This is a genomic window from bacterium, assembly GCA_016703265.1.
Lineage (GTDB): Bacteria > Krumholzibacteriota > Krumholzibacteriia > LZORAL124-64-63 > LZORAL124-64-63 > CAINDZ01.
Window position 1 is genome coordinate 624207 of sequence record JADJCK010000003.1, and the last position, 11836, is coordinate 636042.

12 protein-coding genes are annotated in these 11836 nt (G+C 71.1%); 4 read left to right on the forward strand and 8 right to left on the reverse strand.

From position 1 onward, the window contains the following. Positions 1–35: 35 nt before the first annotated feature. From IPG61_06905 to IPG61_06915, 3 genes are read right to left on the reverse strand one after another with little or no spacing between them, the layout of a single operon-like run. A complete protein-coding gene (locus tag IPG61_06905) occupies positions 36–518 on the reverse strand; it encodes a DinB family protein (protein MBK6733808.1) in 483 nt (160 codons plus the stop codon). Positions 519–575: 57 nt separating this feature from the next. After that, on the reverse strand, positions 576–965 hold the full coding sequence (locus IPG61_06910; protein MBK6733809.1) for a rhodanese-like domain-containing protein: 390 nt from the start codon (positions 963–965) through the stop codon (positions 576–578). A gap of 20 nt (positions 966–985) precedes the next feature. Further along, positions 986–1621 carry a class I SAM-dependent methyltransferase gene (locus IPG61_06915; protein ID MBK6733810.1) on the reverse strand — a complete coding sequence of 212 codons (636 nt, stop codon included), beginning with the start codon at positions 1619–1621 and terminating at the stop codon, positions 986–988. Between the two features lie 134 nt (positions 1622–1755). On the opposite strand from IPG61_06915, the gene IPG61_06920 reads away from it, so the two are divergent. From IPG61_06920 to IPG61_06935, 4 genes are all read left to right on the forward strand, one after another. Continuing rightward, positions 1756–2856, forward strand: coding sequence for a hypothetical protein (locus tag IPG61_06920; GenBank protein MBK6733811.1), 1101 nt, complete (start codon positions 1756–1758; stop codon positions 2854–2856). Between the two features lie 2 nt (positions 2857–2858). Next, entirely contained in the window at positions 2859–4037 is a 1179-nt protein-coding gene (locus tag IPG61_06925; protein MBK6733812.1) for a hypothetical protein, read from the forward strand. A gap of 84 nt (positions 4038–4121) precedes the next feature. After that, complete coding sequence (locus IPG61_06930; protein ID MBK6733813.1) at positions 4122–4664, forward strand: PepSY domain-containing protein; 543 nt, start codon at positions 4122–4124, stop codon at positions 4662–4664. 102 nt (positions 4665–4766) lie between these two features. Then, complete coding sequence (locus IPG61_06935) at positions 4767–7271, forward strand: fused MFS/spermidine synthase (GenBank protein MBK6733814.1); 2505 nt, start codon at positions 4767–4769, stop codon at positions 7269–7271. On the opposite strand, the gene ggt is transcribed toward IPG61_06935, so the two are convergent. The 5 genes from ggt to IPG61_06960 form a co-directional block, all read right to left on the reverse strand. Next, the gene (ggt, locus tag IPG61_06940; GenBank protein MBK6733815.1) at positions 7268–8983 is read right to left on the reverse strand and encodes a gamma-glutamyltransferase; all 1716 of its coding nucleotides are present in this window, start codon (positions 8981–8983) and stop codon (positions 7268–7270) included. The two genes, IPG61_06935 and ggt, sit on opposite strands and share 4 nt — an antisense overlap. Before the next feature lie 92 nt (positions 8984–9075). Further along, on the reverse strand, positions 9076–10131 hold the full coding sequence (locus IPG61_06945) for an AgmX/PglI C-terminal domain-containing protein (GenBank protein MBK6733816.1): 1056 nt from the start codon (positions 10129–10131) through the stop codon (positions 9076–9078). 1 nt (position 10132) lies between these two features. After that, the gene (locus tag IPG61_06950) at positions 10133–10624 is read right to left on the reverse strand and encodes a biopolymer transporter ExbD (GenBank protein ID MBK6733817.1); all 492 of its coding nucleotides are present in this window, start codon (positions 10622–10624) and stop codon (positions 10133–10135) included. Between the two features lie 54 nt (positions 10625–10678). Continuing rightward, a complete protein-coding gene (locus IPG61_06955) occupies positions 10679–11140 on the reverse strand; it encodes a biopolymer transporter ExbD (GenBank protein ID MBK6733818.1) in 462 nt (153 codons plus the stop codon). 4 nt (positions 11141–11144) lie between these two features. Next, a complete protein-coding gene (locus tag IPG61_06960) occupies positions 11145–11801 on the reverse strand; it encodes a MotA/TolQ/ExbB proton channel family protein (protein MBK6733819.1) in 657 nt (218 codons plus the stop codon). Positions 11802–11836 lie beyond the last annotated feature (35 nt).

Below are 11836 nucleotides of genomic sequence, written 5' to 3' on the forward strand. Positions count from 1 at the left end.
GTCGACAGCCATCGCGAGCCAAGCCCAGCGACCACCTACCACATCGGAAAATCAAACCCTCCCGACGGCTTCCCCAGCAACCGGCACATGGCCACGACCTGGCCCTGGTGATGATACAGATGCGTCTGTGTGCGCAGCACGGCGTGCGCCGGCGCAAAGGTGCGCGTGCGGCCGCCCCAGGTGGCGTGCGGGCGCGCGGTGTTGAGCGTCTCGACGGCGACGGCGCGCAGGTACGACTCCGTGGCGGCGAAGACGCGGGCGCGCCAGGCCTCGAGCGTGGCGATGGTGGGGAAGTCGGCATCGTTGTCGTCGACCCGGACGATGCCGTTCAGCACGCCGATCCAGTACTCCTCGCCGCCGATGGCGTGGTGCAGTTGCAGGCGCACGGTGGGATAGCCGAAGCCGGGCAGTTCGCGGTTCAGGTCGGCGGCGTCCAGCGTGGCGCAGTGGGCGAGCAGGTCGCGCAGGTTGCGGTGGCAGCGATCGTGCAGGTCGAGCAGGGCCTCGGGTGTGTGCATGGGCGGGCCTTTCCCGGCAGAGTCGGTGGATACTTGCGCCGGCGCAACGGCGCCGGTTCAGCCGCAGCCGCAACTGCTGTTGCCTGCGCCCTTGCCGCCGGTGGTGGGGAAGCCGTCGCGCTTCCACCATTCCACGCCTCCGACCAGTTCCTTCACGCGGAAACGCAGGCGCGACAGGGCCAGCGCGCCCTTCGTCGAGGCGTTGCAGCCGATGCCGTCGCAGTAGGTGATGTAGAGCGCGGAGCGGTCGAATGTCGTCGTGGTGTCGGCGTTGATTTCACGATGCGGCAGGCTGATGGCGCCGGGAATATGTTCGCGTTCGTAGGCCGCTGCAGAGCGGGCGTCGATCACGACGACGGCGGCATTGGTCATGCGCAGTTCATTGAGGTCGAAGCTGTCTATCTCGAAGGCAAGCTTGCTCTCGTAGAAGCTGAGTTGGTCGTCCACCTGGCATCTGCTCCCGGTTGTCACGGCCTGGAGCCGTGCTGGAAAGTCTTCACGACGAAATTCTTGCCGCCGGCGGACAACTCCCGCCGGCATGAGGTTTCGGTCAGGCCCACGTCTTCTGCCGCATCGGCCAGCGCGTCCGGGTCCACGTGCCGCAGGCGCGCGGCCAGGGCGCCGAGGCTGACGTACGGCGACGGCGTCACGGCGGCCACATCGGGACTCGGCTCCTGCAGCACCACGGCCAGCACGCCGTCGGGGGCCAGCATGGCGGCCACGGTGCGCAGAGCCGGCGCCACTTCGACATACTCGAACAGGAGGGCCGCGTAGGCCAGTGCCACGGGCTCGCAGCGCAGGTCCTGCTCCACATCGCCGCAGATCGTCTCGAAGCACGCGAAACGGTCGGCAAAGCGCGCGCGGGAAGTGTTCACATACGCGGGGTTCAGGTCCACGGCCACCACGCGCCGCGTCACCGCGGGGTCGATGAGCTCGCAGCCGTTGCCGCCGGCGCAGCCGAGCAGGGCCACCGAGGCCGGGCGATGCGCCCGCAGCAGGTCAGCCAGGACATCGCCCAGCAGGGCGGCCTGCGCCACCTGCGGCAGCGCCATGTGCGCCTCGTAGTCCGCCAGCGGAATCTCCAGCCAGGGATTGTGCGCCATGTTCCCTCCAGGCTTTCGGGGTACCCATCATGATACACCATCACTAACCGGCTGACAGCGCTATCGGCAATGACTATGTTCACGGTGGCCGACCGGCCGTATTCAGCATTGTACCCGGGCCAACCGGAGCATCCATGTCCCGTCTTGCCCGCCTGCTGCTGCCGATGATGGTTCTGGCCGTGGCCAGCGGCGCGCGCGCCGACGACCGCTCCACGGAGTTCGCGACCGGACCGCTGGCGGAGCCGGTGGCGCCGCGCGACCTGCGCGAGCTCCTGGCCACCGTCGACGCGAAGTACCCGCTGCGCGTGACGTTATCGACCCGCGAGATCATCGAAGGCCATCCTTGGCGCGTCTATGGCGACACGCTGCTGCTGGTGCCGCCGACCGAGTACGCCGCCGGCATCGCGACCCCCGACCCGGCGCACCTGCTGGCGGCGCCCGTGACTGACATCATCAGGGTGCAGCAGCGTCAATCGGGCCTGGCCCGGGGCGCCGGCTGGGGCGCCAAGTCGGGCGCGCTGGTGGGCGGCGGGCTCGGCGTGCTGCTGGGCGTGGTCGTGGCGGCCATCTCCGAAGACGGCGACGACGATATCGGCGATGTCGGCGTGGTCGCGATGGCCAGCCTCATGGGCGCGGGCACCGGCGCGTTGTTCGGCAGCGGCATCGGCGCCGGCGTCGGGGCCATGACACACGACTGGTACACGATCTGGCCGTTGGGTGACAGCCAGGGCGGTGAACATCCCGACGGGACCGTCGCCCGCACGCGGATGTGCGTGGAAGCGGGCTGGTCGCACGACACGGACGCGATCGAGGACGGCAGCGGACCCGGCGGGCGCCTGGGGATCCTGCGACGCCTGGGCGATCGCGTCGAGATGGGTCCCTTCGTCGAGTACCACAACATCAGGGGCCTGGTCCTGAACGAGTACCAGTATTACTACCCCTACGACGACTACGTGCCGTATCCCACTTCGACGAGCAGCCAGCTGTCGCTCGGCCTGGATGTGCGCGTGAACAGTACGACGGTCGGGTCGCGGCCGTTCTTCGACAGCGGCATCGGCTGGTGCGCTGCGGGTGACCTCTTCCTGGGCGCCCATCTGGGCGCAGGCCTGCGCTGGCGGGGCGACAACCACAACGAGTACAGCCTGGCGCTGCGACGCTACTTCGCGCTGACCGGCACCGACGGCGAGCGCGGCCGATTCTGGGCCGTGTCCGCGGGAATCACGTTCGGACCGTGAGCATGCGCGCAACACTCCTCCTGCTGGCTTGCCTGTGCACCGCCTGCCCGGCCGCGGCGCAGTACCCGCTGCGCATGCCCCCGCAGCCCAACGTGCCGCCGGCGCCGCTGCCGCCGCTGCCGCGGCCCGTGCCGCCGGCACCGCCGGCGCCACCCGCGCGGGCATCCCGATCAGCATCCGCCGATTCCGCCGAAACCGCGCGCCTGCACGCGTTCCTGAGGGCGCTGGGCGGCCGCAGCATGCTGCGCCTGTCGCTGCTCTCGCGCGAGGAGTTCGAGGGTTTTCCCCGCGCCATCACCGGCGACACGCTTTGGCTGGCGCCGCACGCCGAGGACAGCCGGCGCGTGCCGGTGGTCCTCAGTCAGGTTGCGCGCGTGCAGCAGCGGCGATCGGGCGCCGCCGAAGGCCGCGAGACGGGCGGAAGATCCGGGTTCGTGATCGGCGCGCTTCTCGGTGGCCTGGTGGGTTCGGCACTCGCGGGGCTGGGCGGCGAGGAGACCAGTGACGTGCCCGTCATCATCGGCTGCGCCATGGCCGGCGGTGCTGTCACGGGCATGGCCGGCAGCCTGCTTGGCGCCGGCGTGGGTGCGACGAGCCACGCCTGGCACGCTGTGTGGCCGGAAGACGACAAGGCGCGCGCCGGGGCGATCGCCGCGGCGCGGGTGGCTGCTGCGAGCGACAAGTCACAGACAGACAAGTCACCAATCGAAAAGCCGCCTGTCTACACCCGTGTGCTGGTCGAGTTCGGCCACGCCGCCGCGGCCGGCGACACCTACGATACCAAAGGCCTGGAACTGGGCGCCGGCCTGCTCGGCCGACCGGCGCCCGGGGTCGATCTGGGACCGGTCATCCGCTTCCACGCGCTCGGCGGGCGCGCCGACGTACCGCCCAGCAGCGGCAACGGCACCTACACCGAACTGCAGTCGATCGCGACGATCAGCCTCGACCTTCGCTGGACGCCGGCGACCGCCGGCTGGCGGCCGTGGCTCGACGGCGGCCTCGGCGTCTCGCTGGCCAACGACGTGTTCACCTCGGCCCATCTCGGCCTCGGCCTGCGCCTGCGCGACAGCCACGGCCACGACTACGGCCTGACCGTGCGTCGCCACGCGGCGCTGGTCGACGTCACCGACGGGCTCGACGGCTGGTGGACGGCCGGCGCCGTGGTGACGTTCTCGCCTTAGCCCGGGAACCGCCGCCCGCCTTGCCGCGTATCAAACCGGTTGCCCCCTTCCCTGCTTCGCGACCTCCGAAAGGGCCGCATCTCCATGAAGGCCAGCCTGCTCAACCGCCGGACCCACTACTGGGCCACCGCCCTGGTCGCCCTGCCGGTGCTGGTGATCATCACCACCGGGCTGATGCTACAGGTGAAGAAGCACTGGACCTGGGTGCAGCCGCCCGAGCAGCGCGGCACCGGGACCGTGCCGGTGGTCGGGTTCGAGACCATCCTCGACGGCGTGCGCGCCGTACCCGCATTGCAGGTGGCCGGATGGGATGATGTGCGCCGGCTGGACGTGCGCCCGGGGCGCGGGGTGGCCAAGGTCTGGCTGAAGAACGGCTGGGAGGCGCAGGTGGACCTGGGCACCGGTCGCGTGCTGCAGAGCGCTTACCGTCGCTCAGACCTGATCGAGTCGCTGCACGACGGTTCGTTCTTCGGCGGCGAGGCGGGGCGGCTGGGCGTGTTCCTGCCCGCGGGCATCATCCTGTTCGTCATGTGGGTGACGGGCATCTGGATGTTCGCGGCCCCGCTGCTGGCGAAGCGGCGGCGAAGCCGGCTGCGACGGCCTGAAGCGATGCGCAAGGCGGCCTGAACGCAGGCTATCGCTGGTCCGGGCCGCGATGTTATGCTTGGGCTTCGCGCGACGGCGAGGGGCCGTCGCCTTGTTGTCGTCACGCCCCAGTCTGCGAGCGTCATGAGCCCCGACCGTCGCGACATCCGCCTGCTGCCGCTGGTCGTCTTCCTGTCCGGCTTCACCTTCCTGGTCTACGAAGTGTGCTGGCACCGCCAGTTGGCGCTCAGCCTCGGCGCCACGGTGTCCGCGGCCACGGTCGTGCTCAGCACCTTCATGGCCGGGCTGGGCGCCGGGGCCTGGGCCTGGGGCCGCCGTGCCGATGCCGACACGCATCCCGCGCGGCTGCTGGCCCTGCTGCTCGGCGGGATCGGCGTGTTGAGCGCCGCGGGCCAGGCGATCGTGGCCGGCGTGGTGCCCGCGCTGGCCGGGGCGCCGGTCGCCGCTTCCTACGCCGTGGCGATCATCGCGCTGCTCGTGCCCGCGTTCCTGATGGGCGGATTGTTCCCGGTGCTCAGTCGGCTGGCGATCGGCGCGAAGGCTTCGATCACGGGTTCGCTGGGACGGCTTTATGCCATCGAGACGCTGGGCAGCGCCGCCGGCGCCCTGGCGACCGGATTCGTGCTGCTCGGCGCGCTGGGGCAGCGGGGTACCATCGCGCTGGCTGTCGTGATGGACCTGTTGCTGGCGGGCTGGCTGCTGGCGTGGTCGCGGCGGCATGAGGGGTCGGGCGTTGCGATGGCGGCGGCTGCACCGACAATGGAGGCGCCTGCGTCGACGGCCGGCCGCAAGGCGAAGCCGGCGGATGTCGCGGGCGGCAGCGTGGCGCGCAACGCGATTCTGCTCGCCACCTTCACCTGTGGCCTGGCCAGCCTGGCGCTGCAGGTGCTGTGGTTTCGCATGTTCCGCGTCTATTTCACGAACACGAGCTACACGTTCGCGCTGGTGGCGGCGGTGGCCATCGCCGGTTCGTTTGCCGGCAGCGCCTGGCTGGCGCGCCGCGGCCCGCGGCCGGAGCGCCGGCCACGCGCGCTGTCGCGCGCCATCGCGCTGTTCGGCCTGCTGACGCTGGTGGCCCTGGCGCTGGCGGCGAAGCTGCCGCAGGTGCTCATGTTCCCCTTCGAGTCGGCGCTGGCCGATCCGTACCTGCGCGTGCTGGTGATCCCGCTGGTGGCCGCGCTGCTCATCGTGCTACCGCCGGCGGCCTGCGCGGGCTATGCGCTGCCGCTGGCCTGCCGGCTGGTGGTGCGCGACCGCGGCTCGCTCAGTCGCGACGTGGGCTTCACCCTGATGGTCAACACGGCCGGCTCGGTGCTCGGCCCGGTGCTGGCGGCGCTTGTGCTGCTGCCCTGGCTGGGCGCGGTGCGTTCGGTGCTGCTGGTGGCTGCCGCATTGCTGGGCGCCGCCGCGCTGGTCGGCCCGCGCAGCGGCCGGCCCACGCTGGAGCGGCTGGCGCCGGGCGCCGCGGCGGCCGTCGTGCTGGTGACGGCGTTGCTGCTGCCGGTGGTGCCCATCCTGCCGCCCTCGTTCGTGAAGTTCGGGCGCGACCTGCTGGTCTATCGCGAGACGGTCGAGGGCACGCTCTCGGTGGGGCGCGATCGCGGCGGTCCCGAGGCCACGAAGTACTCGTTCGTCAACAACAGCGCCGTCATCGGCTCCTCGTACGACGCGGTGAAGGCGGTCAAGATGGTCGGCCACCTGCCGTACCTGGCCGGCCTGGACGTGAAGGACGTGCTGGTGGTCGGCTTCGGCATGGGCGTGACCACCTCGGCCATCGCCGCGCAGCCGGGCGTGAAGAGCATCGAGTGCGTGGAACTGGTGCCGGGGCTACGCGATGCGGCCATCCACTACCGCGAGCTCAATCGCGACGTGGCTCGCGACCCGCGGCTGCGCCTGATTGCCGGCGACGGCCGTCATCACCTGCAGCGCTCGGGCCGGCGCTACGACCTGATCTCGTGCGACCCGACGCACCCCATCCTCGGTTCGGGCGGCCTCTACACGGCCGAATGGTTCCAACTATGCCGCGACCACCTGAACCCCGGCGGCATGGTCTCGCAGTACCTGCCGCTGCACAAGCTGGGCGAGCGCGAGCTGCTGGGCATCATCGGCACGTTCCATTCGGTGTTTCCCGAGGGAACGGTCTGGCTGGGCCAGTACCATGCGGTGCTGCTCGGCACGACGACGCCGTTGCGGCTGGACTTCGCGCAGTGGTCGGCGCGCGTCGGCTCGCTGGGCCGCGACTCCAGCTTCCACCTGGAGCCGTACCACCTGGCCACCACGCTCGTGCTCGACGCGGCGGCCATCGAGCGCCTGTGCGGCGCACTGCCGAAGAACACCGACGATCGCTGCTACACGGAATTCTTCGCGCCCGGCTGCCTGGACCCGGACAACCTCGTGCGCAACCTGCGGCTGCTGGCCGCGGCGCGCGTGGCGCCGGCCTCGGTGTTCAGCAACGTGCCGGACGAGGCGCGGCTGGCCGTGGCGGCCCGCAGCCAGGCGAAGGTGACCGAGGCGCTGGCGCACCTGCTCGACGGGGATCACGCCGGCGGCCTGGCCCTGCTCGAGGAAGCGCGCGCCGGCGATCCCGGCGACATGGAGCTTCCGTTCCTGCTGAAGCTGTACCGCTAGTAGCCGAGCGCGCAGCCGTCCTTCCGCTTCTCGGTGGCGCCGCAGTAGACGCCGGTGTCCGGGTCGCGCCGGATGGCCTGGTAGCCGCCGTAGGCGCCCACCGGTTCGCTTTCCAGCGTGTGGCCGCGCCGCTTCAGTTCCTCCAGCACCGCTGCCGGCAATCCGTCCTCGATGTGCAGCACGCCGCCGTCCGTCATCACCGTGCCCGTCGGTTCGGACGAGCCCGTGTGGTGGAAGCGGATCGCATCGCCCGCCTCCTGCAGGTTCATCCCGAAATCGACCAGGTTGACGATGACCTGCGCATGGCCCTGCGGCTGCATGTCGCCGCCCATCAGGCCGAAGGCCATCAGCGGCCGGCCGTCCTTCGTCACGAACGCGGGGATGATGGTGTGGAAGGGCCGCTTGCCAGGCTCCAGCGAATTCGGCCTGCCGGGCTGCAGGTCGAAGAGGTTGCCGCGATCCTGCAGGCAGAAGCCGAGCGACGGGATCACGTAGCCCGAACCGAAACCCGTGTAGTTGGACTGGATGAGCGAGACCATCATGCCGCTGCTGTCGGCCGCGCACAGGTAGGTGGTCTCCATGCGGCTGAGCGCGGGCGGGTCGCCGGGCAGGTCGCGTAAAGCAGCAGTTTCCAGGCTGATGCCGCGGGCGCGTTCGCGGGCATAGTCCTTCGAGAGCAGGCCCGCGACCGGCACCTTGGCGAAGAGCGGATCGGCGTAGTAGCGGGCGCGATCGGCGAAGGCGACCTTCTTCGCCTCGGTGAACACATGCCAGAAGTCGGCCGAATCACGGCCCATCGCCTTCACGTCGTACAGCTCGATGAGGTTGAGCAGCTGCAACGCGGCGATGCCCTGCCCCGGCGGCGGCAGCTCCCAGACATCGTAGCCGCGGTAGTTCACCGATACCGGCTCGCACCACTCCGAGGTGTGCCGCGCGAAGTCCTCGCTTGCGAAGAAGCCGCCGTGCTCGCGCGAGTAGCGCACGATCTCGTCGGCGATGGGACCGCGGTAGTAGGCGTCGGCGCCGCCGTCGGCAACGAGCCGGAGCGTGCGCGCGAGCGCCGGGTTGCGGAAGATCTCGCCCTCAAGCGGGGCGCGGCCGCCCGGCAGGAAGACCTCGGCAAAGCCGGGAAAGTCGCGGAACCGCCTGCCGCCGCGCTCCCAGTCGGAGGCGATCACCGGCGAGAGCGGGAACCCGTCCTCGGCATAGGCGATGGCCGGCGCCAGCACCTGCGCCAGCGGCAGGCGGCCGAACTTCGCATGCAGCTGCGCCCAGCCGTCGACGGTGCCCGGCACGCTCCACGAGTACGGCGAGTACAAAGGGATCGTCCCGTCAGGCTCGGGCGGCACCTTGTCGGCGGTGAGCGCCAGCGGCGAGCGGCCGCAGGCGTTGAGCCCGTGCAGGCGCTGCGTGGCCGGATCCCAGACGATCGCGAAGAGATCGCCGCCGATGCCGTTGGCTGTCGGCTCCATCAAACCCAGGCAGGCATTGATGGCGATGGCCGCGTCGACCGCGCTGCCGCCCTGCTTCAGGATCTCGAGCCCGGCCTGTGCGGCGAGGGGCTGCGCGGCGCAGACCATGCCGCTGCGGCCGTAGACGGCCGAGCGCGTGGCCTCGCCGCGGGCCGCGTGCGCCGAGCCGGTGGCCGCCAGCGACAGCAACAGCAGGAGCGGAGCGGCCGCAGCGCGGCGCGGGACCGGGTGGGTGCTCATGGCGGAATCCCCCTGGCGTTGGTGAGCATGGGCGTGGTCGGCCCATGCTACACCAGCGGGCGCGGGCCCGCAGCCGGGGAGTTGGCGCCGGACTACTGCGGCGGCGTGAAGACGAAGGGCGCGCGGAACGTGGTCAGGCCGCCCTCGACGGGCGGGAACACCCAGTCGCGGATCTGGGCCAGGGCGCAGGTCGAGACCGGCCCGGCGCCCAGCGCGTCCTCCACCACGACCACCTCGGTGACGCGGCCGGCGGCATTGACGGTCAGGCTGAACACCAGCTTGCCGCGCAGGCCGGGGTTGCGCTTGAGCTCGTTCTCGTAGCAGAACTGGATGCCTGCGGCGTAGCGGCGCACCACGGCCAGCAGCGACGCGTTGCTGCGGCCTTCGCTGCCGCTGCCGGCGCCGCTGCCGTTCACGGTGCCGCCGGGCCCGGTGCCGCCCGAACCGGTGCCGCCCGGCCCGCCGCCGCCTTCAAGATCGGTGAGTCCGGCGATGCTCACGCTGCCGCCGCCGAGACCCGAACCGCCGACGTCGACGGCCGCCAGTTGCGTGCGCCCCTCCACGCCGCCGACCTGGTCGCCCGAACGCGCGGCGCGCACCTGGCGCGAACGTCCGCCCGGACCGCGGCCAGCGGGAGCGGCCGGGCCCGACCCGGCCTTCGGCAATGCCTGCGCCAGGTCACCGAGCGCCTTGTCGAGCGAGCCCGAGACCTGCTTCAGGTTGGCCGCCACTTCGGTCTTCGCCTGTTCACGACCGCGCACGCCCTGGTCGGGAGCCAATGGCGCCGGCTCGGCGCGACGCTGCGGCGCCGGGCGCTGTGTGTCTGCTTTCGGTGCGGGCGCCGGCGCGGGCACCGGCGCTTTCGCCACGACCGGATCGGCCACCGGGCGCGCTTCCGGCAGATGCGCCGGCTCCACGCGTGCGGGCGCGGCCGGCCGCGGCTTTTCCAAGATCAGGCGCGCGATGCGATCGGGCACCTGCTCGAACGTGACCGGCTGCGGCGGCAGGGCCGGCGCCAGCAGGATCGCCACCAGGAGGACGAAGCCGACCGCGGAAGCACCGACCAGGCTGTGGCGCAGCACCGGGTCGGTGCGGCCCCAGATGGGCTGGTGATAGACGCGATCGACGGAGTTCAGGGCGCCCGCCATATCAGGACGCTCCCATCACGACCAGGGCGATGTCGCCGTAGCCGCTGTGGTTGCAGGTGTACATCACGCGCTGCAGCACGTTGAACGGAATGTCGCGGTCGCCCTGGATCGCCAGCTTGGGCACGTACGAGGTGGCGTCGCCACGCCGCTCGGCGATGGCCTGGCCCTGCAGCCGACTCTGGTCCAGCTGCTCGGCCAGTGCCGGGATCAGCAGGTCGTCGCCGCGGGCGCCCGCCGGCACCTGCGCCACGACGCGGCCGTCGAGCATGATCTTGTCGTCCAGGATGGCGACGACCACCGAAGATTCGGGCGTGGTCTTGCTGGTCGATTCCGGCAGGCTGACGCCCGGCGCCGGCGTGATGACCTCGCCCTCGGCGACGAAGCTCTTCAGCAGGAACAGCAGGAGCACCGTCAGGATGTCCATCATCGACGTCAGCCGCAGCGGCGCCGACACGGTCGGCTTGCGCCGGCGTCGTCCTTTTCGCAGAGGCATCGTCCGTCCTTCCGTTGCGGCCGGCGACACACGCGCGGGCCGGGGCGTTGCCGCCTAGTTCGCCGCCAGCAGCGAGGCGCCGGGCAGGCCGGCCTCGCGCGAGATGTCCATGACGCGGACGATGTCCTCGTAGCGCGTGTCGGACTGCGAGACGATCATCACGTCGCGATTGTCGGGGTACTGCCCGGCCACGCCGGCCAGCACCTTCGCGAGCTGCGCGGCCGCTTCGGGGTCGTTGCGCCCCACCGAGACACGCTCGAGGCCATTGCCCTCGACGACGTAGCTGCCGGCCGAGATGGTCACCGACAGCGCCAGTTCCACGCGGGCCTGCTCGGCCCGGGCCTGGGCAGCCTCGTCACCGGGAGCCTTCATGTCGATCACGGTGATGTTCAGGAACACCGCCGAGACCAGCAGCATGGGAATGAGCGCCACGAACAGGTTCATCAGGGGCAGCAGGTCGACATCGTCGGCCACGACCTCCCGGAACCCGCGGCGGCGGCGATCACGCGCGGGCATGGGCCTACGCCGCCTTGCTGTGCGAAGTGCCGCCGCGACGCGACACGATGGCCTGGATCAGGCGCACGCTCATCTCGTCGGCCTCGTCGGCCAGCACCTCGACGCGGCTCGACAGGAAGCCGTGCGCCAGCAGCGTCGGCACGGCGACGATGAGGCCCAGGGCGGTCGTGTTGAGCGCCTGCGAGATGCCGGCGGCCAGGAACGTCGAGCGCATCGCCGGATCGGCAGCGCCGACGGCCGAGAAGGCCGTGGTCAGGCCGAAGATCGTGCCGAGCAGTCCCAGCAGCGTGGCCGAGTTGGCCAGGATGTTCAGGAACGGCAGGCGCCGCGACAGGGGCGGCAGGGCGACGATGGCGGCGCCGTCGGCCGCGCTCTGCAGCGACGTCTCGTCGGTGGACCCGCGCGTAAGCACCGCCAGCGCCACGTTGGCCACCGGGCCCTTGACCTGGCGGCACAGCTCCACGGCCTGGGCATCGTTGCCCGCGGCGGCCAGGCGCAGCACGTCACGCGTGAGCTTGGCGCTGTTGACAGAAGCGGCACGCCCGATCACCCACAGCCGCTCGGCGGCCAGGGCCAGGCACAGCACCGCGACCACGAGGATCACGTACATGAAGGGGCCGCCCGAGGTGAAGAAGGCGGCGAACTGGGACAATCCGTTCATCGGTACCACTCCTTGTTGCCGCGGCCGTTCCGGGC

Bases quoted from the DNA above. Each gene is read 5' to 3' on its own strand.
- IPG61_06905 (MBK6733808.1), bottom strand. From the start codon at position 518: ATGCACACACCCGAGGCCCTGCTCGACCTGCACGATCGCTGCCACCGC.
- IPG61_06915 (MBK6733810.1), bottom strand. From the start codon at position 1,621: ATGGCGCACAATCCCTGGCTGGAGATTCCGCTGGCGGACTACGAGGCG.
- IPG61_06920 (MBK6733811.1), top strand. From the start codon at position 1,756: ATGTCCCGTCTTGCCCGCCTGCTGCTGCCGATGATGGTTCTGGCCGTG.
- IPG61_06925 (MBK6733812.1), top strand. From the start codon at position 2,859: ATGCGCGCAACACTCCTCCTGCTGGCTTGCCTGTGCACCGCCTGCCCG.
- IPG61_06930 (MBK6733813.1), top strand. From the start codon at position 4,122: ATGAAGGCCAGCCTGCTCAACCGCCGGACCCACTACTGGGCCACCGCC.
- IPG61_06935 (MBK6733814.1), top strand. From the start codon at position 4,767: ATGAGCCCCGACCGTCGCGACATCCGCCTGCTGCCGCTGGTCGTCTTC.
- ggt (MBK6733815.1), bottom strand. From the start codon at position 8,983: ATGAGCACCCACCCGGTCCCGCGCCGCGCTGCGGCCGCTCCGCTCCTG.
- IPG61_06945 (MBK6733816.1), bottom strand. From the start codon at position 10,131: ATGGCGGGCGCCCTGAACTCCGTCGATCGCGTCTATCACCAGCCCATC.
- IPG61_06950 (MBK6733817.1), bottom strand. From the start codon at position 10,624: ATGCCTCTGCGAAAAGGACGACGCCGGCGCAAGCCGACCGTGTCGGCG.
- IPG61_06955 (MBK6733818.1), bottom strand. From the start codon at position 11,140: ATGCCCGCGCGTGATCGCCGCCGCCGCGGGTTCCGGGAGGTCGTGGCC.
- IPG61_06960 (MBK6733819.1), bottom strand. From the start codon at position 11,801: ATGAACGGATTGTCCCAGTTCGCCGCCTTCTTCACCTCGGGCGGCCCC.